Annotated in this window: 24 protein-coding genes, 1 tRNA gene and 2 pseudogenes; 17 read left to right on the plus strand and 10 right to left on the minus strand. The window is 69.7% G+C overall.

Annotated features, from left to right (window positions below; genetic code table 11):
* Positions 1-25 precede the first annotated feature (25 nt).
* From ACFT7S_RS12060 to ACFT7S_RS12075, 4 genes and pseudogenes are all read right to left on the minus strand, one after another.
* Positions 26-313: pseudogene (locus ACFT7S_RS12060) on the minus strand (WD40 repeat domain-containing protein); the annotation flags it as partial.
* Between the two features lie 18 nt (positions 314-331).
* Entirely contained in the window at positions 332-517 is a 186-nt protein-coding gene (locus tag ACFT7S_RS12065; protein ID WP_382730095.1) for a hypothetical protein, read from the minus strand.
* Between the two features lie 61 nt (positions 518-578).
* A complete protein-coding gene (locus ACFT7S_RS12070; RefSeq protein ID WP_382730097.1) occupies positions 579-1,841 on the minus strand; it encodes a PP2C family protein-serine/threonine phosphatase in 1,263 nt (420 codons plus the stop codon).
* 270 nt (positions 1,842-2,111) lie between these two features.
* Positions 2,112-2,459: pseudogene (locus tag ACFT7S_RS12075) on the minus strand (lipase); the annotation flags it as partial.
* Between the two features lie 688 nt (positions 2,460-3,147).
* Here ACFT7S_RS12075 and ACFT7S_RS12080 point away from each other — a divergent pair.
* Entirely contained in the window at positions 3,148-3,909 is a 762-nt protein-coding gene (locus ACFT7S_RS12080) for a BTAD domain-containing putative transcriptional regulator (RefSeq protein WP_382730099.1), read from the plus strand.
* Positions 3,910-3,982: 73 nt separating this feature from the next.
* Here ACFT7S_RS12080 and ACFT7S_RS12085 read toward each other — a convergent pair whose 3' ends face one another.
* Positions 3,983-4,981 (minus strand): bifunctional lysylphosphatidylglycerol flippase/synthetase MprF, encoded by a 999-nt coding sequence (locus tag ACFT7S_RS12085; RefSeq protein WP_382730101.1) that lies wholly within the window; start codon positions 4,979-4,981, stop codon positions 3,983-3,985.
* A gap of 271 nt (positions 4,982-5,252) precedes the next feature.
* Here ACFT7S_RS12085 and ACFT7S_RS12090 point away from each other — a divergent pair, with 271 nt between their 5' ends.
* The 12 genes from ACFT7S_RS12090 to ACFT7S_RS12145 all read left to right on the plus strand — a co-directional run bounded on the left by ACFT7S_RS12090 (position 5,253) and on the right by ACFT7S_RS12145 (position 16,627).
* Complete coding sequence (locus ACFT7S_RS12090) at positions 5,253-6,911, plus strand: aldehyde dehydrogenase family protein (protein ID WP_382730261.1); 1,659 nt, start codon at positions 5,253-5,255, stop codon at positions 6,909-6,911.
* Between the two features lie 246 nt (positions 6,912-7,157).
* On the plus strand, positions 7,158-8,294 hold the full coding sequence (locus ACFT7S_RS12095) for an acyl-CoA dehydrogenase family protein (RefSeq protein ID WP_382730103.1): 1,137 nt from the start codon (positions 7,158-7,160) through the stop codon (positions 8,292-8,294).
* Positions 8,295-8,307: 13 nt separating this feature from the next.
* Entirely contained in the window at positions 8,308-9,603 is a 1,296-nt protein-coding gene (locus ACFT7S_RS12100; RefSeq protein WP_382730106.1) for an aspartate aminotransferase family protein, read from the plus strand.
* 2 nt (positions 9,604-9,605) lie between these two features.
* Positions 9,606-10,172, plus strand: a complete 567-nt coding sequence (locus tag ACFT7S_RS12105; RefSeq protein ID WP_382730108.1) for a type II toxin-antitoxin system RatA family toxin — start codon at positions 9,606-9,608, stop codon at positions 10,170-10,172.
* Entirely contained in the window at positions 10,172-10,663 is a 492-nt protein-coding gene (locus ACFT7S_RS12110; protein WP_382730110.1) for a hypothetical protein, read from the plus strand. The genes ACFT7S_RS12105 and ACFT7S_RS12110 overlap by 1 nt, the downstream gene beginning before the upstream one ends.
* Entirely contained in the window at positions 10,660-11,259 is a 600-nt protein-coding gene (locus ACFT7S_RS12115) for a flavin reductase family protein (protein WP_382730112.1), read from the plus strand. Before ACFT7S_RS12110 ends, ACFT7S_RS12115 begins: the two co-directional genes overlap by 4 nt.
* Complete coding sequence (locus ACFT7S_RS12120) at positions 11,256-12,215, plus strand: VlmB-like protein (RefSeq protein ID WP_382730114.1); 960 nt, start codon at positions 11,256-11,258, stop codon at positions 12,213-12,215. Before ACFT7S_RS12115 ends, ACFT7S_RS12120 begins: the two co-directional genes overlap by 4 nt.
* Positions 12,212-13,258, plus strand: a complete 1,047-nt coding sequence (locus ACFT7S_RS12125; protein WP_382730117.1) for a fatty acid desaturase family protein — start codon at positions 12,212-12,214, stop codon at positions 13,256-13,258. Before ACFT7S_RS12120 ends, ACFT7S_RS12125 begins: the two co-directional genes overlap by 4 nt.
* On the plus strand, positions 13,255-14,343 hold the full coding sequence (locus ACFT7S_RS12130) for a beta-ketoacyl-ACP synthase III (RefSeq protein ID WP_382730119.1): 1,089 nt from the start codon (positions 13,255-13,257) through the stop codon (positions 14,341-14,343). The genes ACFT7S_RS12125 and ACFT7S_RS12130 overlap by 4 nt, the downstream gene beginning before the upstream one ends.
* A 208-nt stretch (positions 14,344-14,551) precedes the next feature.
* Entirely contained in the window at positions 14,552-14,791 is a 240-nt protein-coding gene (locus ACFT7S_RS12135; protein WP_382730122.1) for an acyl carrier protein, read from the plus strand.
* The gene (locus ACFT7S_RS12140) at positions 14,791-16,026 is read left to right on the plus strand and encodes a beta-ketoacyl-[acyl-carrier-protein] synthase family protein (RefSeq protein ID WP_382730124.1); all 1,236 of its coding nucleotides are present in this window, start codon (positions 14,791-14,793) and stop codon (positions 16,024-16,026) included. The genes ACFT7S_RS12135 and ACFT7S_RS12140 overlap by 1 nt, the downstream gene beginning before the upstream one ends.
* Before the next feature lie 91 nt (positions 16,027-16,117).
* Entirely contained in the window at positions 16,118-16,627 is a 510-nt protein-coding gene (locus ACFT7S_RS12145; protein WP_382730126.1) for an SRPBCC family protein, read from the plus strand.
* A 257-nt stretch (positions 16,628-16,884) separates the two neighbouring features.
* Here the strand turns inward: ACFT7S_RS12145 and ACFT7S_RS12150 are convergent, their stop codons facing one another.
* The 3 genes from ACFT7S_RS12150 to ACFT7S_RS12160 form a co-directional block, all read right to left on the minus strand.
* Positions 16,885-17,502: a GDSL-type esterase/lipase family protein gene (locus ACFT7S_RS12150; protein WP_382730129.1), complete on the minus strand. Its 618-nt coding sequence runs from the start codon at positions 17,500-17,502 to the stop codon at positions 16,885-16,887.
* A gap of 382 nt (positions 17,503-17,884) precedes the next feature.
* The gene (locus tag ACFT7S_RS12155) at positions 17,885-20,212 is read right to left on the minus strand and encodes an MmgE/PrpD family protein (protein WP_382730131.1); all 2,328 of its coding nucleotides are present in this window, start codon (positions 20,210-20,212) and stop codon (positions 17,885-17,887) included.
* A complete protein-coding gene (locus ACFT7S_RS12160; protein ID WP_382730134.1) occupies positions 20,212-21,819 on the minus strand; it encodes a DHA2 family efflux MFS transporter permease subunit in 1,608 nt (535 codons plus the stop codon). Before ACFT7S_RS12160 ends, ACFT7S_RS12155 begins: the two co-directional genes overlap by 1 nt.
* A 282-nt stretch (positions 21,820-22,101) precedes the next feature.
* Between ACFT7S_RS12160 and ACFT7S_RS12165 the strand changes: the two genes are divergently transcribed.
* The 4 genes from ACFT7S_RS12165 (at position 22,102) to ACFT7S_RS12180 (ending at position 24,852) form a co-directional block, all read left to right on the plus strand.
* Positions 22,102-22,743, plus strand: a complete 642-nt coding sequence (locus ACFT7S_RS12165) for a TetR/AcrR family transcriptional regulator (RefSeq protein WP_382730136.1) — start codon at positions 22,102-22,104, stop codon at positions 22,741-22,743.
* 374 nt (positions 22,744-23,117) lie between these two features.
* A tRNA-Cys gene (locus tag ACFT7S_RS12170) sits at positions 23,118-23,207 on the plus strand.
* 46 nt (positions 23,208-23,253) lie between these two features.
* Entirely contained in the window at positions 23,254-24,219 is a 966-nt protein-coding gene (locus tag ACFT7S_RS12175) for a diacylglycerol/lipid kinase family protein (RefSeq protein WP_382730138.1), read from the plus strand.
* Between the two features lie 432 nt (positions 24,220-24,651).
* On the plus strand, positions 24,652-24,852 hold the full coding sequence (locus ACFT7S_RS12180) for a hypothetical protein (protein ID WP_382730139.1): 201 nt from the start codon (positions 24,652-24,654) through the stop codon (positions 24,850-24,852).
* A gap of 85 nt (positions 24,853-24,937) precedes the next feature.
* On the opposite strand, the gene ACFT7S_RS12185 is transcribed toward ACFT7S_RS12180, so the two are convergent.
* On the minus strand, positions 24,938-25,363 hold the full coding sequence (locus ACFT7S_RS12185; protein ID WP_382730141.1) for a VOC family protein: 426 nt from the start codon (positions 25,361-25,363) through the stop codon (positions 24,938-24,940).
* Complete coding sequence (locus ACFT7S_RS12190; RefSeq protein WP_382730144.1) at positions 25,360-26,085, minus strand: aldo/keto reductase; 726 nt, start codon at positions 26,083-26,085, stop codon at positions 25,360-25,362. The genes ACFT7S_RS12185 and ACFT7S_RS12190 overlap by 4 nt, the downstream gene beginning before the upstream one ends.
* Between the last annotated feature and the right edge of the window lie 175 nt (positions 26,086-26,260).

The following is a 26,260-nucleotide window of genomic DNA, read 5'->3' on the forward strand; positions in this document are numbered from 1 at the left end:
CCGCCTTCCTTGCCGTGCGGACACCTCAGCGGCTCACTCGGTCGCCTACGCAGCGAGGTCGCGTCTTGTGCGAGTGCGCCGAGCTCAGCCCTGAGCGCGTCCATGCGGCCGTCCCACAGGCGTACCACCGGGCCTTCGCCCCCGTGGCGAGTGTGCGGCCGTCGGGTGCGAACGCCAGGGAGTGGACGCGGTCTTCGGTCCCGGTGAGGCGATGGAGCACCTTGCCCGTGCGCGGGTCCACCAGACGGACGCCCGAGTGGCTGTGGCTGGTGGCGAGGGCCCGGCCGTCGGGGCTGAATGCCAACGCGTCGACGCAACCGCCGGATGTGCTCTACAGCGTGCGGAGCAGGTCGAATACGAGGCTCGCGCCGGCGTCCTGTGCCGGGTTCGCCGCGAGCGTGGGCGTGCGGGGTGTCCGGGGCCGTCGGCCGCGGTCGTGCCGGGAATCCCGCACGGAACCGGCCGCCGCGGCCGGCAGGGCGTCCCGGGAGGCCGGCTCCGCCAGTCCCCCGGCCACTTCCCGGGTGTCCGGCGGCGTGCCTCGTGACCGCACCGGGTCGCGTGCCGGTGAGCCTGTTTCAGAGATTCTCGGCGGACGCGGGCAGGCCGACCAACGCCTTCAGCTGTTGGGGCCGGAACGGGGTCGGGCCGTGCCACTCCACCAGCATGACGGTGGCGTCGTCGTTGAGGCGGCCGTGGTGATAGTCCAGATGGTGTCTGATCAGCCGTCGCAGGGTCTCCGGCACGGGGAGGCCGTCGGCGTGGTGGCGGACGAGGAAGTCGATCAGCCGGTCGAGGCCGAACTCCTGCCCGTCCTGGTTCCGCGCCTCGGTGATGCCGTCCGTGTAGAGCAGCAGGCGGTCCCCGGGCTCCAACTGGTCGCGGCGCAGGGTGCCGGGCAGGCCCAGCCCTGTTCCCATGGGAGGAGCCGGCGGGCAGGACAGGTGCACGACGGTCCTGTTGCCGCGGATGACGACCGGGGGATGGTGGCCGTAGTTCGTCCAGGTCAGCACGCCCGTGGGCAGGTGCAGTTCGGCCAGGAGGCTCGTGGCGTACCGGCGGCCGGCGAACTGCTCGGTCAAGGTCTCTTCGACGCCCTCCGCGGTCTGCAGGAGATCGGCGCCCTGACGGCGCCGGTTGCGGGCTGCGGCCAGCGCGAGATTCGCGGTCAGTCCGGCGGCCGTGTCGTGCCCCATGGCGTCGAAGATCGAAAGATGCAGGGTCTCATCGGCCAGGGCGTAGTCGAAGGCGTCTCCGCTGACCTGGTATGCCGGTTCCATGATCGCGCTGACCAGGACCCGGTCGGTGGCGAAGGTTCGCGGCGGCATCAACTGCCACTCCATCTCGGCGGCCACCTTCATCTTCCGGCGGCGGACCAGCTGGGAGTACGAGTCGCTCGCTTCACGCTTGCTCACAAGGAGGAGAGCGATCAGTCCGGCGAGAACGTTCAGATCCTGGTCCACCTCCACCGGTGCCCCGGGGACACCGACCCGGAGTACCCCCAGACGTTCGGCGCCGTCCAGCAGGGGGACCCACCACTCGCCCTGCGTGGCGGCCGAGGCCGGAAGGATCCGTCCCAGCTGGAACGCCCGCCCCGCCACGGTCCCTTCCACGGAGCACGAAGGCTGCGCGTCGGGATCACCGGGATCAGCACCGGCACGGGCGGTCAGCAGATACAACTGTTCCTGCTGGAGATCAGCCAGATAGATCAGCACACGGGGCCAGCCCACCCGGGCGGCACGCGACGCCACCGCGTCCGGCAACTGCTCCAGGGTCATCAGATGGCTCCCGGAAATCAGCTCCGCCATCACCCCTGCACGCGTCATTCCCGCGCTGTTCATCCACGAGCACCTCTCTGGACGGCCGACCTTCTCGACGGCCGAGCTACCGGCGTCACCTAGGAGAATGACCGATTTCGCCGCGGAAACCCGTGACCGCCCCCCGTGGCCGGTGAGCCGCATCGGCCCGGCCGCTCCGTGAAGAGCGGCCTTCCGCTCAGCCGGGCGGCCGCCCCGCAGCCACGAGCCCCGTACCCGACAGCCGTGATGCCGGGTACGGGGCTCGTGGCTGCGGGGCGGGCTGCCTCGTGGGCGCCCCGGTCCGCCGGCGGGTCAGGACGCGACGAAGTTCGCGATCTGGCCGAGCACGATCGTGTCCGTCAGGTACCCGATGTGGGTCTGGCAGGCCACGTTGTTGTTCGTCGCGCCATCCAGCTTGGTGCTGGTGTACGGGAGGATGATGCCGTCGCATGCCGAGTACCAGGTGGCGTACTTGGTGGTGCCCGGCGTCTCGTCGCCAGAGGTGATCTGGGAGATGAACGACGAGCCCGGGTACATCTGCTGACACGTGGTGTAGATCAGGCAGGCGCTCGCGTACGTGGTCCCGTGCTTCGCGCCGGCGATCGAGGCGAGGTGGCTGACGCTGGTGTTGCCGCCGAGCACCTTGCACAAGAAAGAACTCCATGATCTTGGAAACCGTGCCTGACCTGCTTTCAGACCCCCGCCGATCACCAAGAACCGGTCATCAGACGACTACGTCGACCCTGGTTGCTGGGTACACCGGGGGTCCGGGTTTCACCGGCGCTGCGGGTGTCCGGGTCTCCGCGTCAGCGCCTTGGTTCCTCCGAGCCGACATGACGTACATCACAGGGGTTGTCAGGGGTGGGGCTGTCCGTGCTTCGATCATCCCCGCCATTGGGTGATTCCCACCTGCGGTTTTTTCCTCCGCTTTGCCCGGTACGGAATGCATGCGTCCGGGGCGGGGCAGGTTTGGGCAACCTGCCGACCCCGCGTGGAAGTTGACCGGTCAAGGGGTGGGAATTAGCCTTCAGCCATGCTTAGTACGGGGGGTAATCACGGCCGTTCGCGGCGGTGCGGAAGGTGTCTTGAAGTGCGAGACAAACATCATCGGTTCGGGCGTTCCTGGGGGGTCGTCTTCTCTGGCGGGTGTTGTTCTGTTCTTCATTCGCTCCGTTATGCCTGCGCCTGATCCTCGGGTTTCTTGATCCCTGGACCAGGGCTGTCGGGCCCGGTCGTCTCCTCGGTTCCGCATTGTCGGCGCCGAAATTTTCCCTGCATGCATCGCCGTGGAGGGACGCTGTCCCGTTTCTGCGGAATGCTGCACTCCGTGCTCAGATGTGGGAGCGAAATGAAGATTTATCTGCTCGGTTCACAGGAATTGGCGGACGAGCACGTCTCGCTGCAGATTCCGGGGGAGAAGCTGCGCGCCATTGTTGCCACTCTCGCCCTGAGTCCGAACCGGCCCGTCTCACGCAACGATCTCATCGACGAACTCTGGGGAGAGAATCCGCCGCGCAATGCCGAGAATTCGCTGCACGGCCACATAGCACGATTACGCAGAATTCTTGCAGCGCGTACCGGAAGGGACGATCTGCGGGATCTCATCGGAACCTCGAATTTCAGCTACATGCTCTCGCTCCCGGAGAGCGACATCGACGCCTCCCTGTTCTGCGATCTCGTGCGCAGGGCGGCGGCACTCCGGGCATCCGACCCGGCCGAGGCGGTCACCCTGCTCACCGAGGGGCTTGGCCTGTGGCGCGGCCCCGCCCTCCTCGACGCGGGCCACGGCATGCTCTGCCGGATGGCCTACACCAGGCTCACCGAGACCCGGCTGACGGCCTACGAGCAGCTTTTCGACGCCCGGTTCGCGCTGGGGTTGCACCGCAGTATCGTCACCGAGCTGGAGCAGCTCCACGCGCAGTACCCACTGAGGGAGCGTTTCTGCGAGCAGTTGATCACCGCTCTGTACAGCTCGGGCCGGCAGGCCGAGGCGCTCGACGCCTACCACCGCACCCGACAGCGGCTCTCCCATGGCCTGGGCCTCGAACCGGGGCACGCACTGCAGGCGAGGTTCCACGAGATCCTGCGCCAGGACCCCGTACGGCTCTGACAGGGTGCCCCGACCGCCCCCGGCAGCGCGCGGAGGGGCGGTCGGCGTAGTACGCGGCCGTGCCCGGACGGACTCAGACGGACTTTGTCACCCGCAGGATCTGCCAGATTGCCCCGAACCGCGCCCGGCCGTGGAAGGCCAGATACTCGGGCAGCACCAGCTGCGGCGCCCATTTCTCCTTGTACGCGAGCTGTGTTGCCGCCGGGTAGACCGCCTCGCCGTGGTCCGCGAGGAAGCGCATGAACCAGCCGGTCACGGAGCTGGCCGCGGACACCTCGTTGCCGGGGGCGAGGCGCGTGAACGGGGTGAAACCGAAGTGGAGCCACTCGGCGTTCTCGGACCGGAAGGTGTCGATGGCGTGCGCGTTGATGGCCTCCATCACCCCGGGGGACACCTCGGGGTGGCGGCGGCTGAGGTCGTGCAGCCAGCCGGCCCGGGAGCCGTAGGCGGGGGAGTACGAGATGTACGCGACGATCGCGCCCCCCATGCTGCCGACGAACAGCCGGCGCTCGCTCTGCGCCCGGCCACCGCACTGCCCGACCAGGAACTCGATCTCCTTGACGTGCTTGCCCTTGCCGCGCAGCCATTTCTGGTCGAGGGCCGCGACCTCGGCGGCGACGTGGTCAAAGGCGACCTCCGCGACTTCGAGGCCGCTGCGCTTCGCGCGCGAGATCTTGTTGCGCAGTTTCACGAACTTCGAGCCCTTGAGCGTGAACTCGGGAAGGTGCAAAGAGAACGAGGACCCGACCTGGTTCACGGTGAAGCCGCAGCGTGCGTAAAGATCGGCGTCGGATCGCTGGAGCTGGATCGCGCAGACTTTGCGCCGCTTGTGTCGCGCAAAACCGAGAAATTCCGTCAGGAGCTTCTCCTGTTCGCCCTCGGGACCGAACGCGCCGCCGAACTGGACCAGATAACGGCCCGCCGTACGGTACGCGATGACGCCCTCCGTGCCGGGCGCGCTGAAGTATTCGCTGCCGGTGTTCAGCGCCAGGAAGGCGCTCGGGTTCTCGGCGTACTTCCGCAGCGGCTGCACAACGGAGTCGAAAGCTACTGAATCCTCAGTCGTTGACATGTCGTTCCCCTGTCGCCCGGACACGTACTGCGTCCGGTTTCCCGGCATCCGGGGGAATGCGGGGCGGTGGAGACGCAGAATCGCAGGATTTTCTGTCACCTGTCCCGCCACATGGTCCTGCGCCCTGCTTCGATGCCCCTGAACCCGCCGTCTCCGAGCCGTCTCAGATCCTTCTCAGCCCGCGCTGGAACATTACTGAGAGCAGCCGGAGGAAATCTGCCGGATGTTCGACGCGCAGAAAGAAAGCGGGGATCGCGTGAACGGCACGCAAATGGCGGGGGGTTCTCCGCAATCTCAGGAAGATGTCGTCCTCGCCTCTGGGGCATCGACGTATCTCTCCTATGTCGACGGAAAGAGCATCCCGAGTGCGGAATGGGTCTATGTACTGGACGCGGCAGCGCTGCTCGACGACGCGTTCGCCAGTCTGACCCTGAAGAGGAAGCTGGAACAGGGCAGGATCACCGGCGGGCAGCTGCCGCCCACGATCGTCGGCCGGATCGCGAAGGCGGACCGCGAGACGATCGAGTACGCACTCCAGGCCGCCGCGCGGGCCACCCGCGAGTGGTCCGCCGTCTCGCTGGACGTACGCCTGGACCAGGTCGGCACGCTGCTGCACGAGCGGCTGGCGGAGCGGGCCGAGGAGATCACCCGGATCCTGGTGAAGGAGGGTCACCCGCTGGCGCTGGCCCGCTGGCAGGTGTCCGGCATGCTGGAGTGCTTCGGCCCCGAGTCGCTCGGTTTCTACCGTTCGCAGATGCTGCAGGAGTTCCGGCACGGCGCCCGCGAGATCTCCGTGCGCAGGCAGCCGGACGGTGTCGTCTGCCTCAACCCGCCGCAGAACGCGCCCCTTTCGAGCGCGCTGCTCGGTGTCACCTCAATCTTCGCGGGCAACGCCCTGGTCGTACGGGCCCCGCGCAGCGCACCGCTCGGCGTGATGTATGTGCTGCACGAGGTCGTGGCACCGGTCCTGGAGGAGGTCGGGGCACCGCCCGGCACCCTCTCCGTGGTCTGCGGCGACCCGGCGCCCATGCTGAACGCCTGGCTGGACAGCCCGCACGTCGACGACATCATGTACTTCGGCAGCAGCGAGAACGGCATCCGCTTCCAGGAGCGCTGCGTCGCCGCCGGCAAGAAGCCGATCCTCGAACTCGCGGGCAACGACGTGGTGGTGGTCTGGAAGGACGCGGACGTCAGCCTCGCCGCCGAGGCGCTCACCGAGAGCTTCTACGGCTCCGGGCAGCTGTGCATGATCCCGAACCAGGTAATCGCCCACCCCGACATCGCCGGACCGCTGACCGCCGAACTCGCCCGCCAAGCAGCCCTGGTGAGGCCGGGCCACGCCGGCGACGAGGGCGTGCTCCTCACCCCGGTGCTGCGCAACGAGAAGTTCTTCTCCTGCCTGGACGACGCCCTCACCTCGGGTGCGGAACTCGTCTGCGGCGGCCACGCCATGCAACTCGACGGCACCCGGGACTCCTCGGGCATCTTCCTCGAACCCACGGTCGTCCTCGTCCGCGGTCTCGACCGGGCGCGCGAGGTACGGGCGGTGCGGCACGAGACGTTCTTCCCGCTGCTGCCCGTGGTCGTCGCCGAACGCGCCGACGGGGAGGACGACGAACTCCTCGAACGGTTCATCGACTGGGTGAACACCAACGAGTACGGGCTGCGCAACTCCCTGTGGGCGGACGACCGTGCGGTGATCGACCGGTTCACCTCCCGTGTCACCAAGGGCGGGCTGCTGAAGGTCAACGACTCGCACATCGGATTCCTGCCCTACCTCCCGACCCACGGCGGTACCGGTCTGACGGGCGGCGTGTTCGGCGAGGCCAACTACCCGATCCTGCGCACCTCCCACGTCCAGGGAGTCAGCGTCGCCGCCCAGGGTCTGCGCCCACGCGAAGCCGTCTTCGGCGGCGGCAAGTCCCAGTAGCGGCAGCACCAGCGGCACCAGCAGCCGTAGCGGCAGGCCCGTTCCCGCAGATCTCCCGTGGCCGTGGCCGGTTTACTCTCAGCGGCCGCGACCCGTTCCCCGGGCTGCCCCGCCCGCGGCCGGCCGGACCTCCGTGCACTGCCCGGCCGCCCGATCCCGGCGGCCCGTACCTCCGCGTACGCACCCGCACCCGGCACCGACCCGTGACACCCGCCCGCGACAACGGACCCGAAACCGAGGAAGCACATGCGTTCAATGGATGCGGCCCGGGAGATCTGTGAGAGCTTTCTCCCCGGCCTGCTGAAGAACCTCGACGACATTCCCCTGGCCGACCTGGAGAAGCCGGGGAGCCCGGGCCTCACCCACTTCCGCACAGCCAAGGGCCCGGGGCTGGTGATCCCCAAGGAGTACCAGGGCGCGGGCGCCGACCCGTTGCAGGCGCTGGGGGTGGTGCGTGCCCTGGCCGCCGTGTCGCCGTCGCTCGCCGTCGCGACGACGATGCACCACTTCTCCGTAGCCACGCTCTTCACGCTCGCCGACAGCATCAAGAGCAGCGGCATGGAGTGGGCGCTGCTGGAGGGCATCGCCGAACAGAACCTGCTGGTGGCCTCCGGCTTCGCCGAGGGAAAGCCCTCGCAGGGCATCCTCACGCCGACGATGACGGCGACGGCGGCCGAGGGCGGCTTCGTCATCAACGGGTCGAAGAAGCCGTGCAGTCTCTCGCAGTCGATGGACCTGCTGACCGCGAGCGTGGCGCTGCCCACCGCGGACGGCGGCTCCGAGATGGCTGTCCTGCTGGTGCCGCACCAGACGGAGGGCATCAGTACCCACCCGTTCTGGCAGAGCTGGGCGCTGGCCGGCGCGGAGAGCCACGAGGTGCGGCTGACGGACGTGCTCGTCGACGAGCAGCTCATCATGCGGACCGAACTCGGCGCGGCCGGTGAGCTCGACGAGCTGCAGACCGTCGGTTTCATCTGGTTCGAACTCCTCATTTCCGCCTGCTACTTGGGCATGGTCTCGGCGCTGGTCGAGCGGCTGTACACGACGCGCCGTGGCAGCGAGTCGGACCGCGCGAACCTGATCGCGAAGCTGGAGACGGCGGGCCTGCTCCTCGATGGCGTCGGCCGGATGGTGAGGGACGGCGAGCGCGCCAACGACGCCCTCGCGAAGACCCTCGTGGCCCGCTACGCCGTGCAGGACGCGCTCGGCGAAACCGTCAACACGGCGGTGGAGATGCTCGGCGGTATGGCCTTCATCGGCTCGCCCGACGTGGCCTACCTCGCCGCGGTCTCGCACGGTCTGACCTTCCACCCGCCGTCCCGCGCCAGCTTCCACGGTCCCTTCCTCGAGCACGTGGCGGGCAAGCCGCTGCGGCTGGCCTGAAGGGCGTACGGACATGACGAGCGCACCGATCAAGCCGGCCGTCGCCGGGGACATCCCCGACCGCCACGAGCTCGGCCGCCTGTACCGCAGCCGCCTCAGCAAGGGCCGCGCCACCCTCGGCGAGTTGTTCGGCGGCCACGTCGAGGTCGCCTCCGAGGGCGCCCGCGTGCACACCAGTGACGGCCGGAGCTTCCTCAACTGCGGGGGGTACGGGGTCTTCCTGACCGGAGCCCGCCACCCCACCGTCGTCCGCCGCGTCGCCGAGCAGCTGCACACGCACCCCGTCGCCACCCGGATCTTCCTGGAGCCGCAGGCGGCACTGGCCGCCGACGCGCTGGTGTCCGTGGTGCCCGAGGGACTCAGCCGGGTGCACTTCGCGAGCTCGGGCGCCGAGGCCGTGGAGACCGCGATCAAACTCGCCCGCACCCGGGGCAGGACGCGCCTCGTCGCCACGGACGGCGGCTACCACGGCAAGACCATGGGCGCCCTGTCCCTCACCGGCAAGAGCCTGTTCCAGGACCCCTTCCGGCCGCTGCTCCCGGGCACTTCCCATGTGCCCTACGGGGATGCCGAGGCGCTGCGTGCGGTGCTCGCGCAGATCCCCGGCGAGGGCTGCGTGTTCGTGGAACCGGTGCAGGGCGAGGCCGGGGTGGTCATCCCGCCGATTGGGTATCTGCGGCAAGTTTCGGACCTGTGCCGGGAGTTCGGTGCGCTGTTCGTCCTCGACGAGATCCAGACCGGCCTCGGCCGCCTGGGTACCTGGTGGGGCGCCGACGCCGAGGGTGTGGTGCCCGACGTGCTGCTCGTTGGCAAGGGGCTCAGCGGCGGCGTCGTCCCGGTGTCGGCGGTCGTCGCCACCCCGGAGGCCTTCACCGCCTTCGACCAGGACCCGTACCTGCACACCTCCACGTTCTCCGGCGCACCGCTCGCCATGGCCGCCGCCCGCGGGGCCATCGAGGCCATCCAGGAAGACGACCTCGTCACCCGCTCCAAGGTCCTCGGCGAGCAGATCCTCACCGAAGTGCGCTCCGTGGTCACCCGCCACTTCGGCGATGCGGTCCGTGAGGTCCGCGGCCGAGGGCTGATGCTCGGCATCGAATTCGCCGAGCCGGGACCCGCCGGAGACCTGCTCATCGAGCTGATCCAGCAGGGCGTGATCGCCAACCACTCGCTCAACTCCCATCTGGTCCTGCGCCTCACCCCGCCCGCCGTGCTCCAGCCGGCGGACGTGGACTTTCTGTGCGAGGCGATGGACCGCGCCTGCCGGGCACAGGCAGCCCGCTACACACCGACTTCAGGAGGCGTCTGACCATGCGCAGCGCACAGGTGACTATCCGCGCGGTCGCCGTCGAGCCCGGCGAGGCGTTCGACCGCGTCAAGGACTTCGCCACATACCCCGGGTTCTCCCCCGTCGTCCGCTCCGTGACTGTCCTTCAGAGCACGGGCGACGAGGAGGGACACAGCGACTGGGAGGTGTACTTCCGCAACGGCATCCTGCGCTGGAGTGAGACGGACACCTTCGACCGCGCGAACCTCGCCATCGCCTTCACTCAAATCGACGGCGACTTCGCCGCGTTCACCGGTACATGGCAGGTCCGAGCGGACGGCGACGACAGTCTGATCGACTTCTACACCGAGTTCGACTTCGGCATCCCCTCCCTCGCCGGCATCCTCGACCCGGTCGCCGAGCGGGTGTTCCGCGAGACCATCGGCCTCGTCGTCAGCAGCCTCTTCGGCAAGGCCGAGGTCGAGGGCGACGAAGCCCTCGTACGCGCCGTCGAGATCGCTCGCGAACGGGCGCAGGAGATGCGTGCCCAGGAGGCGGAACAGGAGCAGGCGCAGGCGCAGGCCCCGGCGATGACGGCGGGGACCGGCTGATGGATGCCAAGAACATCTTCGAGACGCCCGTCACCTACCGGCTGATCCGGCTCGAGTACGCGGTCGGCCTCGCCGTCGCCCTCGGCTTCTTCTTCACCCACCTCACCGACGTGCGCTGGCTGCCGGCCGTCGCCCTCTTCCTCTACATCGACCTCATCGGCTACCTGCCCGGCGCGATCGCCTACCACCGCAGCCGCGACAAGCAGATCTCCAAGGTCTACTACGTCCTCTACAACACGATGCACAGCCTGGCCACGCAGACCATCGTGCTGCTGGCCTGGATCTGGCTCTTGGGCGCCGAGTGGGCGCTGCTCGTCCTGCCGATCCATCTCTTCGGCGACCGAGCGCTGTTCGGTAACTTCCTCAAGCCCTTCGGCCTCGACTTCGAGCCCGTCACCCACCCGGCCTTCCAGCGCTTCCGGAACGAGTTCGCCGCCTCCGCCACCGACCCGGGCCGGGTCATCGAGCAGCTCGACGCGAGGACGACATGAGCCCGGCAGACACCCGTACCCTCGTTGCCGCGTGGCCCGACGGCAGCCGGACGGCCACCGCCGGCGCCACCACACGGGAGTTCGCCACCGGGGTGACCGTACTGACCTGCGGCGGGGACGAGAGCACCCACGGCGTGACCGTGAGCACCCTCACGCTCGCCTCGATGAAGCCGCCGATGGTCTCGGTGGCCCTGCGCCGGGGCAGCCGCGGCCTGACCGCCCTGCTCGGTGCCAAGACCTTCGTGGTCAACGCCCTCTCCGACCTCCAGGAATCGCTGGCCCGGCACTTCGCGCGCCCCGACCGGGGCGAGGGCCTGGACGGACCGGGCCTCGACGTCTGGGACGGCCGCACCGCCGACGGGGTCCCGCTGCTCGGCGGCGCCGTCGGCTGGCTGGAGTGCCGGGTGGAGCGGACGGTCGCGGCCGGCGACCACGAACTGATCCTCGCCCGTGTGACGTCCGCCCGCCTGGGCAACGCCGCCGCGCCGCTGCTCAATTTCGCCGGAACCCTGCACCGGGTTCCGCCCGCGCGCGCCCCGTCCGCACCCGACGCGGCCGCCGCCCCGACCGACGACGACACCAGGAGCCCCCGATGACCACCACCCCGATTCCCGCCGAGGCCGACTGGGACCGCGCCCCGACCCTCGTAGACGGCGCGAGCACCCTCGAACTCACCGCTGCCTCCTGCAACTTGCAGTACTGGTTCGGAGCAGTGCCCCAGGGCACCCTGCGCGGCAAGGTCCTCGGCCACGACGAGAGCGTGGTGCCGCTCGAGGTCACGAGCCGTCCCGGGCCGCTGAACCAGGCGCTCACCCAGGAACTCGCCTTCCGCACCATCGCCGAGGAGAAGGCCACCCGCGCACTGGGGTACATGGTGGCCCTCGCCCCCGACAACGACTCGATGGAGTTCTACGCCACCCAGCTGATCGACGAGGCCCGGCACGCGATGGTCTTCCGCAGTCATCTGCTGAGCCTCGGGGTCGCCGAGCCCGAACTCTTCGACGTCATCGAGAAGCTGGCCGCCGCAGACCGCGACGCCGTGCTGGTCCCGTTGGAGACCCTCGGCCTCGAAGTCCTTCGCGATCAGGGCGACTTCATCGGCGGCGTAGTGGTCCTCACGATCCTCGTCGAAGGTGTGCTCGCCCCCGCCGCGCAGCTCAGCGAGCTCAAGTGGCGCATCTTCGACCCGGCCGCCGCCGACGTCGAACGCGGCGCCGGTATCGACGAGATCCGCCACCTCACGGTGGGCAGCTCCATCGCCCGCGAGCACCTCCAGAAGCACCCCGAGGACAAGCCACGCGTCATCGAGCTCATCACGCGCGGCCGGAAGTTGTGGGACTCGCTGCCCGCGGCGGACATGGTGCTGCGCCGTGAGGCCCTCTTCCAGGAGGGCCTGGACCAGCACGCCGACCTGGTCGGCGACTACGAGATCTGGCCCGGCCGCCGGCTGGTGGACACCACTGTCGAGGAGCGGGTGCGCACCGCGCACGAGTGGGCCGAGTCCATGCAGCAGAAGCGGCTGGTCTACATGGGCCTGGAGGAAGCGATATGACCACCGTCGAAGAACGAGGCGCACCCGGCGCCGGCACGCTGGATGAGGTCACCCGGCTGGTCAAGGAAGCCGGGCTGATGGACACCCGCCCGGGCTGGTACGTATACAAGATCACTCTCAACTTCCTGCTCCTGTGCGCCGGATGGACCGCCTTCGCCCTGCTCGGTGACTCGTGGTGGCAGCTCGCGGTGGCCGCCTGCCTGGCCCTGATGTTCGGCCAGACCGCCCTCGTCGGGCATGACGCCGGGCACCGCCAGATCGTGCGGACCCGCGATGGCAGCAACGCGATCGGCTACTTCCACGGCAACCTGCTGACCGGCGTCAGCTTCGGCTGGTGGGTCAAGCACCACACTGCCCACCACAACTTCCCCAACCACCTCTCGTTGGACCCGGACATCCTGCGCCGCCAGGTCATCTTCGAGGCGGGGGACCGCCGCAAGCGCACCACGCCCTTCCAGCGCTTCGTGGTCCGCCACCAGTCCTGGATGTTCTTCGTCCTGATCATGATGGAGGGCCTGCGCCTGCACCTCTCGGGCTACGTCGCCGCGAGCAAGGGCGCCATCACCAAGTACAAGCGCGCCGAACTGACCGTCATCACACTGCACTTGGTCGCCTATGTCGCCGCGCTGTTCTATGTGCTCCCGCCCGGCAAGGCAGTGGCCTTCCTGGTCGTCCACCAGGCCCTGTTCGGGATCTACATGGGCCTGATGTTCGCCCCGAACCACAAGGGACTGCCAGTGCGCGACGGCCAGAAGGAGGACCTGGACTGGCTGACGCGGCAGGTGACCACCTCCCGCAACATCAAGCCGAGCCGGTTCAGCGACTTCTTCTACGGCGGTCTCAACTACCAGATCGAGCACCACCTGTTCCCGTCCATGCCACGCACGAATTTGCGCAAGGCGCAGCCCCTCGTGAAGGACTTCTGCCTGCGCAGTGGCCTGCCGTACGTGGAGGTGGGGATCGTGCAGTCGTACGCGGAGGTGGCCCACTATCTCGACCAGGTCAGCGACGAGGTGGCCGAACTGGAGAGCGGGGCGTCATGAGCGATCCGGCCGGAGGCGGGGGAGTGGGCGGCGTGGCAGCGGGAGACGGGGAATCCGTCAGCAGGGGCGCGGGCGGCCGGGCCCCCTTCGGCCGGGCATCCGTTCTGTGCGGCCTCGGCACCTGGGTGCCCCCGTACGTGCTCACCAACGAGGAACTGTCCCGGCTCGTCGACACCTCCGACGAATGGATCCGCAGCCGCACCGGCATCGGGCAGCGCCACATCGCCGACCCCTCGACCGCGACGAGCGATCTCGGGGTCGAGGCGGGCGGGCGGGCGCTGAAATCGGCGGGCAGCGACCGGGTGGACGCCGTCATCGTGGCCACGACCACTCCGGACCGGCCCTGCCCGGCGACGGCGCCCCTGGTGGCCGCGCGGCTCGGGCTCGGCACGGTGCCGGCGTTCGACGTGGGGGCGGTGTGCACCGGCTTCCTCTACGGGCTCGCCGCCGGCGCGGGGCTCATCGCAGCGCAGACGGCCGACCGCGTTCTGGTGATCGGCGCGGAGACGTTCTCCCGCATCCTCGACCCCGAGGACCGTTCGGGGCGGGCCATCTTCGGCGACGGCGCCGGAGCGGTGGTTCTGCGGGCCGGGAACCCCGAAGAGCCGGGGGCACTGAGCGCGTTCGACCTCGGCAGCGACGGCAACGGCAGCGACCTGATCACCGTACGGACGGGTGGTTCGCGCCTCCCGTACGCCACGGCCGGGGACGAGGCCGACCCGTACTTCCGGATGAGCGGCAAGGCGGTCTTCCGCAATGCCGTCGAGCGGATGGCCGAGTCGGCGCACCGTGTCCTCGCCCGCACCGGGTGGCCCGGCGACCGTCCGGACCTGGTCGTCGCCCACCAGGCCAATCTGCGGATCCTGCACGCCGTCGCCGACCGGCTCGGCGTCCCGCGTGAGGACTGCTTCGTCAACATCGACCGCGTCGGCAACACCGCCGCCGCTTCCATCCCGCTTGCCCTCGGTGACGCGGCGCAGTCCGGCGCCCTGCACCCGGGCGACCGCGTCCTCATGACCGCCTTCGGCGGCGGGCTGACCTGGGGCGCCTGCACCCTGAGCTGGCCCGACGTCGAAGCCGCCTGAGACAGGCCCGCCCCGGATCCGGCGTGGCCGCATCCCGCGGTACCCGAGCCCGTACGAAATCCGCCATCCGTACGACATCCACCGCCACGCCGCACGCTTGCGCCGTCGGCATACGAAACGCGCCACCGGCTGGAAACGCACCGTCCGCACCACACGCGGACATCCGTCACACACCTGCGAACAACCGAGAACAAAGGGAGCTTTCGTCATGAGCGACGTCTACAACCGTATGGTCAAGCTGCTTCAGACCGGATTCGGTCTCGAGGCCGACGAGATCACCCCCGACCAGACCTTCAGCGACCTGGAACTGGACTCGCTGGCCCTGGTCGAACTGTCCCTGGCCGCTCAGGAGGAGTTCGGAGTGCCGGTGAACGACGAGGACATCAGCGCCCAGGACACCATCTCCCAGGCCGCGGAGGTCATCGCGGCAAAGGGAGTGACCGTCTGATGGCAGCCACCTCCCGCTTCGACGCCGCCGTCACCGGGGTCGGGATGGTGAGCTCCGCGGGGATCGGTGCCCGGACGGCCTGGGAGCGCATCCGCGCCGGAGAGAGCACGGCCGCCGGCCTTGTCCCCGCTCTCGAGGGCACACCCGCCGACTTCGGCTGCGCCGTGCCCGCCTTCGACCCGGCCAAGGCGGTCGGCAGGCGCAAGGTCTGGCGCCTGGACCGCAGCAGCCAGTTCGCCATCGCGGCCGCCGCCGAGGCCCTCGCGGACGCCGGTCTTGACCCGTCGACGTGGGACGGCGCCCGGGTGGGCGTCGTCCTTGGCAACGGCATCGGCGGCGCCGCCACCTGGGAGAAGCAGCACAACGTGCTGCGCGACGAGGGCCCGTTGAAGGTCTCGCCGCTGCTGATCCCGATGCTGTCCCTCAACATGTCCGCCGGCTATGTGGCGATGGAGTGCGGGGCCCGCGGCCCCAACTTCGTGACGGCGACGGCCTGTGCCTCCGGCACCACCGCCGTCGGCATGGCGCGCGAGCTGCTGCGCAGCGGCCAGTGCGACGTCGTCGTGACCGGCGGCACCGAGGCCTGCCTCGTACCCTCGATCGTGTCCGGCTTCAGCCAGATGGGAGCCCTTTCCAAGCGCCGGAAGGCACCGAGCACGGCCTCCCGCCCCTTCGACGCCGACCGAGACGGCTTCGTCCCCGCCGAGGGCGCCGCCGTCCTCGTCCTGGAACGCACCGAGCACGCGAAGGCCCGCGGTGCCCGTATCCGCGCGTTCGTCAGCGGTTTCGGTGCCTCGGCCGACGCTCACCACGCCACGGCGCCCGATCCGAAGGGCACCGGCGCCGAACTCGCTGTACGCAACGCTCTGTCGGACGCCGGGCTGGGCCCCGCCGATGTCGATCACGTCAACGCGCACGGCACGTCCACCCCGCTCAACGACGTCGCCGAGGCCCGGATGATTCGCCGGGTCATCGGGGACCACCCGGCGGTAACCTCCATCAAGGGGGTGGTCGGTCACGCTCTCGGAGCCGCGGGGGCGATCGAGGCCGTGGCGACGGTGCTCACGATCGAGGACGGTCACGTTCCGCCGACGGCAAACCTGGAATGCCTCGACCCCGAGGTCGAGGTCGACGTGGTGGCCAAGGCGGGCCGGGACCTGACGGTCGAGGTCGCCGTCAGCAACTCCTTCGGGTTCGGCGGGCAGAACGCCGTGCTCGTGTTCAGCAAGGCGTGAGAGCAGGGTCTGACAATCCGTCAAGGCCCCGGAGACCGGCGGGGCCTTGACGGAGAGGCGCTCGCTGGCGGGCGACCAGGAGACCGAGTTCATGACGGAACAGGATGCCGTGCAGGGCGAGTCCGGCGTACGCAGATGGCAGGTCGAGGAGAGCGTGCTCGTGCACACCTCGCCGGGCCTCGCCTACCGCGCCATCAGCGATGTCCGCCGTATGGGGACATTCTCACCGGAGTGCCGCGTGGTCTGGGTGCACGGCCGCGTGCCCGTCACCGTCGGCACCAAGTTCACCGGCTTCAACCGCAAGGGCCTGTGGCTGTGGTTCACGGACTGCCGGGTCGTACGGGCCGAGGAGGGGCGGGACTTCGCCTTCCGCGTCACCAGCTTCGGGCTGCCGATCGCCCTGTGGGGGTACCGGTTCGCCGAGGAGGAGGGTGCCACCCGGGTCACCGAGTACTGGGAGGACCTGCGCACAGGACGCAAGGGCAGGCCGGCCGAGCTGCTCGGGTTCTTCACAGGGACCAAACCGGCGGTGCGGCACGAGGCCAACAGCGCCGGGATGCGGGCGACGCTGGGGCGGTTGAAGGCGGTGCTGGAAAACTAGAGCGTACTGAGAACCCCTGTGGGTGGCGCGGCTGCCAGGGCTGTCGCCGGCGCGAACTTCTTCATCCGGTTGCTTCTGAGTCGTGGTGGTGGGGGCACAGCGCAGTGGCGCCTCTCCACTCGTTCCAACGCTGCCGGTGCCGGGACCGGATGACATGAACAGGGAACGGAAACGGAGTAGTTTCCGCCGGAGGGCTCAGTCCGTCAGGGACGCCGGTCCGAGACGAGGGCGGCCATCGCCTCGGACCGGCACCCGGCTCACTTCTTCAGCACCCGCGCCAACGCCCGCACCACGGCGGCCGCCGCCACCGCGTGACCCCGACTGCTGAGCCGCCCCGGCTTCGTCCCCCACAGGCCGGTGGGCGCGGCGCCCTCGTGCTTGGCGAGATCGATGTGCAGGCAGCCGTGGCGCAGGGCTACCGCCTCCACCCGTTCGGCGAGCAGGCGCTGCCGGGCGCGTACCGCCGGGCGTCGCGCCTCCGGTACGTGGCCGGACTTCGCGAGGTCGAACGGGCTGACGACTGCTACCACTTGATACGTCGCCCCGCGCAGGGACGTGAGTATCCGGCTCAACTCGATCTCGGTGGCGTCCGGGTCGAAGGTCGCCGCCCTCAACTCGGTGCCGCCGCAGGACAACAGGGCCAGGTCACCACTGAACGCCAGGGCGTCGGTGAGCTGGCCGGACCGTACCTGGGAGAGCGACAGATCCCGCCTGGCCCGCGGATTGAGGCAGGCGAGCTGCGGATCGGCATCCCGCAGCGCGGCCGCCACGCGGTCGGTCCACGAGCGGCGGGCATAGCCCGGCACCACCGCCATCCCGGCGGACTCCGCCGCACTGTCCCCGAGCACCACGGCCCGGCGCCACACCGCGTTCACGAAAAGCCCTGCCCCCTCGGCGGGGTTGAGGCACTGCGGGTCGGTGAGTTCGCCCGGGGTGGGTCTGGTTTCAGGTCCGGGCCCCCCGGCCCATTCCGCCCGCTGCCCCCGAACGCCTTGCGCTTGCCCCGTCGCTTGTCCTTGCCATTGGTTCAACATCCGCTGTACCCCCTCCTGAACACCGGCCACCCCGCTCCCCATAGCCGGGTGTGCCGCAGCGGCCTGCGCCTCCGCGCACGCTGGTGCGTGGTGCCGCAGTACTTCGGTGCTCCGTTCCTCGGTTCCTCCTGGTGCGGCGGCGCCCCCTTTCGCCCTTGCCCCCTCGGCAAGGAGCCCCGGCCCCCCGGGACTCCTTGCGCTCTCCCGTGACTCTCCCTGTGCTCTACGACGCCTGAGGCGTCTGCGCAAGACGCCGGAGCAGAGCGGTGTGGCCGGGAAGGTGGTCCTCGGCGCGCATGCGCACGATCTCGCCCCAGGGCACCGTGCCCGCGAACAGTTCCTCGCCCTTGTCGCTCACCAGCCGCACCGCCACCGGCGCGGACTGGTTCTCGTACGGGATCTGCGCGACGATGCCGACGAGTTCGGCGGCGTTGCGGCGGACGAGTTCGACGAGGACGTCGCGGCCGACGGATGACGTCAGCTCCTCGACGGCCTTCGGCTCCATGGCCGGGCCGTTGTCAAGACCGGCCGCCCTGGAGCCGAGGACCTGACGCGCCGTGGATGCCAACAGCCGGTCGCTGAGGGCGATATGGGCCAGTGTCCAGTCGGCGCTGTGCTCGCCCGGCTGCACGGGGGGCGGGTCCTCGTGGCCGAGTGCGTCCGTGGCGGCGGCGATCAGTCCCGCATAGGCGGCTTCCAGTACTGCGGTCTCCATCGATGTACCCTTCCGGGTCTCGGGGTGTGCGCGGGCGGTGCGTCCGTCGGTTCCGGCGAGAGCCAGGGTCACCAGCCGCCGGACCTCCTCGGGACGCAGGTATTCGAGGTCGCGGACAAGGTCGGCCGCTTCCGGATCGCCGCCGCAGGCAAGGAACTTGTGCCGTGCGAGCGCCGCGTGATCGGCACGGTCGGCCCCGCTCGCGGCCCCGACGGCGCTGCGGCGCTCGGCCCGCAGCACCCGCCCGTCATGAAGACGGACGCTCACGCGGGCGCCGAGGTTCTTCGTGGCCCAGCGGAAGTCGGTCTCCGGTTCCAGCCAGGCGGGCGGCAGCGCCTCGGCGGCCCGTGCGTCGATCGCCCGTACCCAGGCCTCGGCCTGTTCGCCGGCGCGGCGCAGGGCCTGGCCGAGCGGGGCCGTGGCCATCAGGGCGTGCCGGCTGAACGCCGGGTCGTGCTCGGTGCGCACCAGGGCGGCGAGGTCCCAGCGTTCGGGGCGGGCCACGTCGGGGTGTGCGAGGTCGGAGGGCAGGAGCGTGCCGGTGAGCAGGGCGGTGGCGACGTTGTAGGGGAGGGAGAAGTTGAGGGCGGCCACACTGGAGTCGGGGCCGATACGGTGCTGCCGGGCGATGCGGTCGAGACCGGCGGTGAAAATGGAACCCTCCACCACGACCTCGGCGATCTGCTCGTGCCCAACCCCCGCCAGCTCACCGTGCAGTTCGACCGCGCAGTCCACGGCCGCGCTCGTATAGGCGCTGCCGGGATGGATCTTGTACGAGAAGGTCTCGGTGTGCCAGAGACTGCCGAGCCCGCTCACCGCCTCCTCGGGCAGCGGTATGTCGGCGAACTGCCGCAGGAACCCTTGCGGATGCTCCAATACGTCCTCGGGCCCGGCGAGCCCGAACCGTGCCCCGTCACAGGCGCTCAGCCCTATCTGCACCGGCACCGCGGCGACGAGCAGCTTGGCGTCGGTACTGAAGAAACCGCGCGACAGGCTCCACGTAGGCACCGAGAACGCCATGCCGAGGGCGTGCGCCCAGGTGTCCGCGGAGGCGTTCTCCGCGCGCAGCCGCCCGGCCACCGCACCTGCGAGATGGGTGTGCCCGGCGGTCTGGCCGCGGAAGGGCCCGAGGGTCGCCGAGGCGGTGATGCGTGCCGCGCACTCATTGGCGGCGAGTACGGAGGTCAGCAGCCGTCGTCCGTCGATGCCCAGTGAACTTGCGTATATCAGCGGCACGTTGACGGTGGAGTGGGACAAGTGCCCGGCATACGCGGTGTCGTCGAAGTCGAGGCAGATCGTGGCCATCGACAGCGACTGCACGGCGTGTTTCGGGTCGTCCTGGAGCGCGCTGCCGTACGCCTGGTTGATGCGCTTGCCGAGCGGATGCCCGTATCCGGCGCGGGCAGCGCCGAGTTGGCTGAGGATCTGGCTCTTGAGGTGGGCGACGACCCGCTCCGGCGCGGCGTCGAGGTCCAGACGGCTGCCCCACTGAGCGAGTTGGCGGATGATGCTGGGACCGTCCGCTTCCGCCGCTGTTTGCGCGTGCGCTGTGGGCGCGGGTGCGGGCGGCTCAGCGCCGGCAGGTGCGGGCCGCCGGTGAGGGGCGGTCACCGCGGCGGGGGGCAGGGCGAGGGTCTCCTGCGGGTGCGTGGCCGCGGTGCGCTGCTGCGAGGGAGTCGCGGGGGCCGGCGCGTTGTCGGCGCCGGGCAACGGGGCGGCGATCTCCTGCGTGGGGTGCTCGGCTGTCGGTGCGAACTCCCCCTGGACCGGTGCCTGCCCGTGGGACAGGGCGCCCGAGGCGTCCTGTCCCACGGCAGCCGTGCCGGAGTCGGACATCAGGAGTGCTGTCCGGCGGTCTCGGCCGGAACGTCCTGCCCGGCACCGTCGCCCGGCTCACCCGTCCCGGCCTTGTCCGAGATGGCCGAGGCGGGCTTGCCCTTGAGGAACAGCAGCGCGAACAGCCCGCCGGCGAGCGTGCTGACGGCCGCCACCTGCATCACCAGGTGCATGCCCTCGACGTACAGCGGCCCGACGGCCTCCGCCACCGGGGCTCGGACCGCCGACGGCAGCGCGGCGACGCGGGACAGGTCGCCGTCGCCGAGCAGCGTGACGGACTTGGCCTGCGCCTCGGCGGGGATGCCGGTCTTCGCCAGCGCACCCGGCAGCCCGTCGCGCAGGTGCTGCAGGAGCAGGGCGCCCGCGAGAGCGACGCCGAAGACGGCGCCAACCTGCCGGAAGGTGTTCGAGACACCGGAGGCGGTGCCGGCCTGCTCGGGCGGTACGGAGCCGAGCAGCGCGACGGTGGCGGGCGCACCGGTGAAGGAGACACCGGCACCGAGAAGGGCGAGCGACCACCAGTACCCGCCGAAGCCGGTGCCGACTTCGAGCGCCGTGAGCCCGAACAGACCGCTCGCGGACAGCACCGAGCCGATCACGATCGGCAGCCGCGGTCCGATCTTCGAGGCCACGATGCTGGCGGCGAACGAGGCGATCATGATCGGCACGGTCAGTGCGAGGAACCGCACTCCGGTCTCGACGCTGCTGAGCTGGTTGATGTTCTGCAGGTACAGCGTGAGCAGGAAGATGACCGCGAACAGGCCGAACAGACTGAGGAAGTTGACGATGCTCGCGACCACCACGATCGGGCTGCGGAAGAACTTCAGCGGCAGCATCGGGTCGGGCTGGCGCAGTTCCCACAGCACGAAGGCGAGCAGAGCAAGCGCGGAGACGGCGAAGGAACCGAGGATGAGCCCGGACTTCCAGCCCTCGCTGTTGCCCTCGATCAGCCCGTACGCCACGGTTGCGATGGTGGCGATGAACAGCACCTGCCCGACGAGGTCGAGCCGGCGTGCGCGCGGGGCGAGGTTCTCGGTCATCAGCTTCGCGAGCACCAGGGTGGCGATGATGCCGATGGGCGCGTTGACCCAGAAGATGCTCTGCCAGCCGTAGTGATCGACGAGCAGGCCGCCGAGGACCGGACCGGTCGACAGGGCGATCCCGCCGATGCCGGCCCAGATGCCGATCGCCTTGGCGCGGGCGGCGGGCTCCGTGTAGGCGGCGGAGACCAGTGCCAGCGAGACAGGGATCATGATCGATCCGCAGACGCCCTGCAGGGTGCGGCCGACCAGCAGCAGCCCGATGGAGCCGGACAGCGCGCAGATCACGGAGCTGAGCGTGAAGCCGATCAGTCCGCCGAGGAAGATCTTCTTGCGCCCGAGAATGTCGCCCAGGGTGCCGGAGGTCAGGAGCAGGCACGCGAAGGTCAGCGTGTACGCGTCGATGATCCACTGGAGCTGGGTGATGTCCGCGGACAAGTCGTCCTGGATGTCCGGCAGTGCCACGTTCACGATCGTGGCGTCCAGATAGACCATGAACACGCCGAAGCAGAGGAAGGCGAGCAGAAGCCCCTTCCTCCCGCCCGGAGCGGTGGTGTCGGTGGTCATCGTGTTCCCTCACATCAGAATTGTGGGACGGGTCTGGGGGACGAAGCCCGGCTGGCGGGCGATGTTGCTTTTTTCTTTGTCGGTGACTGTGCATGTCTGTGTAGATCACGACCGTCTTCCGGCCGCGTGTACGCCGATTTCCGAGGTGTCTGCTCACGGCTCGCCGCAGGCAGGGGCAAGGCCCATTTCAGGCTAATGACCGACGGTCAGTCAGTCAATGACCGGCGGTCAGTCAGCGGGAGGGGTAGATTGGTGACCGATCCCCCGAGCGGAGGCGTATCCATGGCGACGACAGCGAGCCCAGCCACGACCCCCGAGAAGCGCCCGCGCCGCAAGCGCCAGACCCTGAGCCCCGAAGACCGCCGCGCCGCGCTGATCAAGGGCGCCACCGAGGTCTTCCGCGCGAAGGGTTTCGCCGCGGCCACGGTCGCCGAGCTGGCCGAGGCGGGGGAGGTCGCCAAGGGCACCTTCTACCTCTACTTCGACTCCAAGGACCATCTGCTCGGAGCGATGTGGGAGGAGTACGTCGACCGCTTCCTGCAGGACACCCGCGTCATGCTCGACGAGGGCGGCGCCTGGTGGCCGAGCCTGGACCGGCTGATCCGCACCCTGGTCGAGCACGCGGTCGAGAACGCCTCCCTGCACCGCGTCGTCTACCGCTCCGCCAACGCCAAGGCCCTGGAGCTCTGTCACGCCTCCAACCGGCGCGTGGTGGACGTGATGTGCGACTTCGTCGCCCGTGGCACCTTGGTCGGCGCCTTCCGCGCCCGCGACACCCGCCTCGCCTGCCGCATGGTCTTCCATGCCGCCGACGGCCTCCTCGATGACATGATCAGCCGCGACGAGCCCATCGACCTCGACGAGGTCACGGCCGCCATCCTGGAACTCGCCCACCGCGGCCTCGGCGACCCGGACCTCGCCTGAGGAACCGGCACTACTGCAGGACGCGCCCGACGGGGGCGTGCCCTTTTGCCGTCCCCGACAGGCTTTCCGTAGGGGCTGCGTGTGCTCCCGTACGGGTGCGGGGTGCCGTTCCCGTACGGGAGCACACGCCTGTGTGCACGGCAGTACCGCCCGCACTGTCCGCACCGCCCGCACCGCCCGTGCGCGGACAACCACTGCTTCCCGCGCGATCGCGCCCGACCTCCCCCGTATACGCCTGCATGCCCTCTGCACGGCCCAGCCAAGGCGCCCGTCCTGCGAGTGGGCTGAAGCGTGCGTCTCAGCGCGATATCAGCGGGCTGCGGAAATGTATGCGGTGCACCGAGCGGCGGATGCAAGCCCACCGGCCGGAGCGAGGAGAGGTACCCGAAGCGGCCCAACGGGGTACCGAGGCAACTTGGTTCGGGTTCCGGCCCGCGCAGGTTCGAATCCTGCCCTCTCCGCCAGCAGTTCCGTACCGTGCCGTCGACCCTGGCTGGAGTGCCCGTCGCGATGAGTGAGCAGCTCGACATGGTTCTGGTGATCGCTAATCCGGCCTCGGGTACGTACACGGCCGACATGGTCGAGACCGTTCGCCGCCGCTTCCTGGAGACCGGCCGTACGGTGGCGGTGGCCCTGACCGAACACCCTGGTCACGCCCGTAAGTTGGCCGCCGAGGCATTCGCCCCGGGCGGCCACGACGCGATCGTGTCGCTCGGCGGGGACGGCACCGCCCACGAGGTGGTCTCCGGGCTGGCCGAGGCGGCGGACACCGAGGGCCGCGCGCCCGGCACCGGTGCGCTCGCTCACCTCCCGGCCCTGCTCGCCCTCCCCGCCGGTACCGGCAACTCCTTCTACCGTGAGATCTGGGCCGACCGCCCCTGGCAGGAAGCCCTCGAACTCGCCGTCACCACGCCCCGCATCCGCGCCGTCGACCTGGCCCGCGTGGCCGAGACCGGCGCGCTCGCCCTGCTCGGCGCCTCCACCGGAGTCGTCGCCCAGAGCCTCATCACGGCCCGCGACATCGGCGGCGCCGGCCGCGACCGCTACGAGCAGGCCGTCGCTGCCTCCCTGCGCGCCTTCACCCCGTACCCGGGCCGCGTCCTGGTCGACGGCGAGGTCGTCCAGGAGGGCCCGACGGTCTTCGCGAACATCGGCGGCGGCCGGTACCGCGGCGGCCGCTTCAAGCTGCTTCCGCAGTCGGTGATGGACGACGGCCTGCTCGACGTCTGCGTTGTCGGCTCCGCCCTCCCGCTGGCCGAACTTCCCGGGCTCTCCCGCGACGGCGGCCACGTCGGCCGCGAAGGCGTCGTCTACGCCCGCGGCCGCAGCGTTGTCGTGGAACGCACCGACGGTGAGCCCCTCGTCTTCGAGTACGACGGCGACGTACTGCACACTCCGGGGGAGCGGTTCACGGTGGATGTGCTGCCGGGGGCGCTGCGGGTGCTGGGGCCGGTCGTGGGCGCCGCCGCCAGCTGACACGAGTTCACTGCTTAAGCGGCGTGCAGGCCGCCGAAGACGACGGCGACTGGGGGGAAGTCCGGCCGCACCAACCGAGCAGCGTGCGAAGCTGCCGCATGGGCTGCGAAGGCTGCCAGCAGGTTCTTCGTCTGCTAGGGGTACAGCCCCGACATGGGGGTGACCTGCGGAAATGCCGGTCAGTCAGTGACCGTGCAGGATCCTGGACTGTGTATGGCCCGGATCTTGGGCGTGGGAACGGCGTTACCCGCATCCAGCGCAAGCAGTACGCGGCCGGCCAGCGGCTGCGGAACTTCGTCTGCGTCCGCCCGCCGCAGCAGACCAAAGCCGCTCGTCCACCTCAAGGCCGCCCCGAAGGCGGCCGATCTCGTACCCCGCTTCAACCGGCAAGACGGTGACCTCCGGCTCACTCACCTCCGAAGGCCCAGGTGCATGGACAGAACCAGGTGGGGGCCGCTGCTGCGGCTGATCCGCTTGGCGATCTGTGGGGCGATGAGGGTGATGAACGCGATCGGGCCCGCTGTCGGTTCGTGCGCGAGCCCTCCGGTGATCAGGGTGAAGGAGCCGGGCGCCGCCTGGAAGTTGCGCTCCCGCGGCGACCGGCCGGAGGCGACGTTCAGCGCCTTCGCCTGAACCGTGGGCAGGAACTTCCGGTTGAATCAGTCGTGTTGCGATGGTCCGGCCGCACGGGCGTCGGCCGGACCATGGTGTGCGCTGTTCAGGCGACCGGCTCGCCGATGCCCAGCAGGTTTCCCTCGCTGTCACGGAACCAGGCGGCGCGTTCTCCCCGTGCGCCCTTGCTCGGGTAGTTCCCGTCGATATCGGCGATCCCGTCCTTCGTCCGGAACCCGGGCAGGTCGACCTCTTCGAACATCACGCCGCGTTGTTTGAGTTCCGCCACGATCGTCTCCACGTCGTCGACCTGCCACCCCATCTGGGTGAAGGTGCCGGGCGCGGCTCCCGTCGACTCGAACAGGGCGAACTCCGTGTCTCCGCACCGATACAGCAGTCCACCGGGCCGTTCGTCGACGGGCTCCAGACCGAGCTGCTCGGCGTAGAAACGCCGTGCCCGGTCCAGGTCCTGGGCCGGCAGCCGGGTCGCCACGCGTCCCCGGGCCAGAATATTCCTGTTGTCCGCGATCATGCCTCCACTGTGCCTCGCGCCGCATTCAGCTGCCGGGCGTGAGCCCCAGCGTGTCGAGCACCGCGTACACCCCGAGAAAGAGAATCGCAGCGCTGCTCAGGACGAGGGCGGCGGTCAGCCAGGGGTTGGCGCGGAAGCGGGGCGGGACGCCGGTGTAGCGCAGGCGCCAGACCGCGACGACGACCGCGAGCAGGAAGATGCCACCGCCGATGTCGCCGATCTGCACCATCAGGACCGGGGACTGGACCCACAGGAAGATGCACATCCACACCGGGGGCAGGCAGCAGGAAGACCTTGCCCGCCTGTATGAACTCGGCGACGGTGGCCAGGGTTTCGGCGAGTGGTGTCCTGCGGTCCGGCTGGTGCAGGTAGAAGAGGTCGACGTGGTCGGTGCCCAGGCGCTTGAGGCTTCCTTCGAGCGCGGTGCGCAGGCCCTCGGCGGAGAGCGGCGCGTGCTCGTCCTGGTCGGGGTGCGGGATGCCGGCCTTGGTGGCGAGAACCACCTGGTCGCGTCGGCCGGGCAGCAGCTCGGCGAGGATGCGCTCGCTCTCGCCGCCCGCGTAGCCGTTGGCGGTGTCCAGGCCGGTGATGCCCGCGTCGAGTGCGGCGTCCAGCATCGCGTCGGCCGCCGCGCGGTCCGCGGTGTCGCCGAAGGTCATCGTGCCGAGGACGAGAGGGGACAGCGGGACGGGGACGGCGGGGACGACGATGGTGGTAACCAAGCGCTACGACTCGTGATCCTGTGTCCGGAAAGGTGGATACGAATATGGATAGTCCCAACCGTCAGGTGCGGTTGTCGTTCCTCGGGTAACTCAGGGGCAGCCGCAGACGCTCATCGGCACAGCTGTCGTGACGTCTCTGCGGACCAGTGGCGCATAGCCATGACGATGGCGTCGA

The organism is Streptomyces sp. NPDC057136 (assembly GCF_042670885.1).
Taxonomy (GTDB): domain Bacteria; phylum Actinomycetota; class Actinomycetes; order Streptomycetales; family Streptomycetaceae; genus Streptomyces.

What these genes read in the sequence shown, in the direction of transcription:
- ACFT7S_RS12070 (WP_382730097.1), bottom strand. Translation starts at nt 1,841, where the DNA reads ATGAACAGCGCGGGAATGACGCGTGCAGGGGTGATGGCGGAGCTGATT.
- ACFT7S_RS12080 (WP_382730099.1), top strand. Translation starts at nt 3,148, where the DNA reads ATGAAGATTTATCTGCTCGGTTCACAGGAATTGGCGGACGAGCACGTC.
- ACFT7S_RS12085 (WP_382730101.1), bottom strand. Translation starts at nt 4,981, where the DNA reads ATGTCAACGACTGAGGATTCAGTAGCTTTCGACTCCGTTGTGCAGCCG.
- ACFT7S_RS12090 (WP_382730261.1), top strand. Translation starts at nt 5,253, where the DNA reads ATGGCGGGGGGTTCTCCGCAATCTCAGGAAGATGTCGTCCTCGCCTCT.
- ACFT7S_RS12095 (WP_382730103.1), top strand. Translation starts at nt 7,158, where the DNA reads ATGCGTTCAATGGATGCGGCCCGGGAGATCTGTGAGAGCTTTCTCCCC.
- ACFT7S_RS12100 (WP_382730106.1), top strand. Translation starts at nt 8,308, where the DNA reads ATGACGAGCGCACCGATCAAGCCGGCCGTCGCCGGGGACATCCCCGAC.
- ACFT7S_RS12105 (WP_382730108.1), top strand. Translation starts at nt 9,606, where the DNA reads ATGCGCAGCGCACAGGTGACTATCCGCGCGGTCGCCGTCGAGCCCGGC.
- ACFT7S_RS12110 (WP_382730110.1), top strand. Translation starts at nt 10,172, where the DNA reads ATGGATGCCAAGAACATCTTCGAGACGCCCGTCACCTACCGGCTGATC.
- ACFT7S_RS12115 (WP_382730112.1), top strand. Translation starts at nt 10,660, where the DNA reads ATGAGCCCGGCAGACACCCGTACCCTCGTTGCCGCGTGGCCCGACGGC.
- ACFT7S_RS12120 (WP_382730114.1), top strand. Translation starts at nt 11,256, where the DNA reads ATGACCACCACCCCGATTCCCGCCGAGGCCGACTGGGACCGCGCCCCG.
- ACFT7S_RS12125 (WP_382730117.1), top strand. Translation starts at nt 12,212, where the DNA reads ATGACCACCGTCGAAGAACGAGGCGCACCCGGCGCCGGCACGCTGGAT.
- ACFT7S_RS12130 (WP_382730119.1), top strand. Translation starts at nt 13,255, where the DNA reads ATGAGCGATCCGGCCGGAGGCGGGGGAGTGGGCGGCGTGGCAGCGGGA.
- ACFT7S_RS12135 (WP_382730122.1), top strand. Translation starts at nt 14,552, where the DNA reads ATGAGCGACGTCTACAACCGTATGGTCAAGCTGCTTCAGACCGGATTC.
- ACFT7S_RS12140 (WP_382730124.1), top strand. Translation starts at nt 14,791, where the DNA reads ATGGCAGCCACCTCCCGCTTCGACGCCGCCGTCACCGGGGTCGGGATG.
- ACFT7S_RS12145 (WP_382730126.1), top strand. Translation starts at nt 16,118, where the DNA reads ATGACGGAACAGGATGCCGTGCAGGGCGAGTCCGGCGTACGCAGATGG.
- ACFT7S_RS12155 (WP_382730131.1), bottom strand. Translation starts at nt 20,212, where the DNA reads ATGTCCGACTCCGGCACGGCTGCCGTGGGACAGGACGCCTCGGGCGCC.
- ACFT7S_RS12160 (WP_382730134.1), bottom strand. Translation starts at nt 21,819, where the DNA reads ATGACCACCGACACCACCGCTCCGGGCGGGAGGAAGGGGCTTCTGCTC.
- ACFT7S_RS12165 (WP_382730136.1), top strand. Translation starts at nt 22,102, where the DNA reads ATGGCGACGACAGCGAGCCCAGCCACGACCCCCGAGAAGCGCCCGCGC.
- ACFT7S_RS12175 (WP_382730138.1), top strand. Translation starts at nt 23,254, where the DNA reads ATGAGTGAGCAGCTCGACATGGTTCTGGTGATCGCTAATCCGGCCTCG.
- ACFT7S_RS12180 (WP_382730139.1), top strand. Translation starts at nt 24,652, where the DNA reads ATGGACAGAACCAGGTGGGGGCCGCTGCTGCGGCTGATCCGCTTGGCG.
- ACFT7S_RS12185 (WP_382730141.1), bottom strand. Translation starts at nt 25,363, where the DNA reads ATGATCGCGGACAACAGGAATATTCTGGCCCGGGGACGCGTGGCGACC.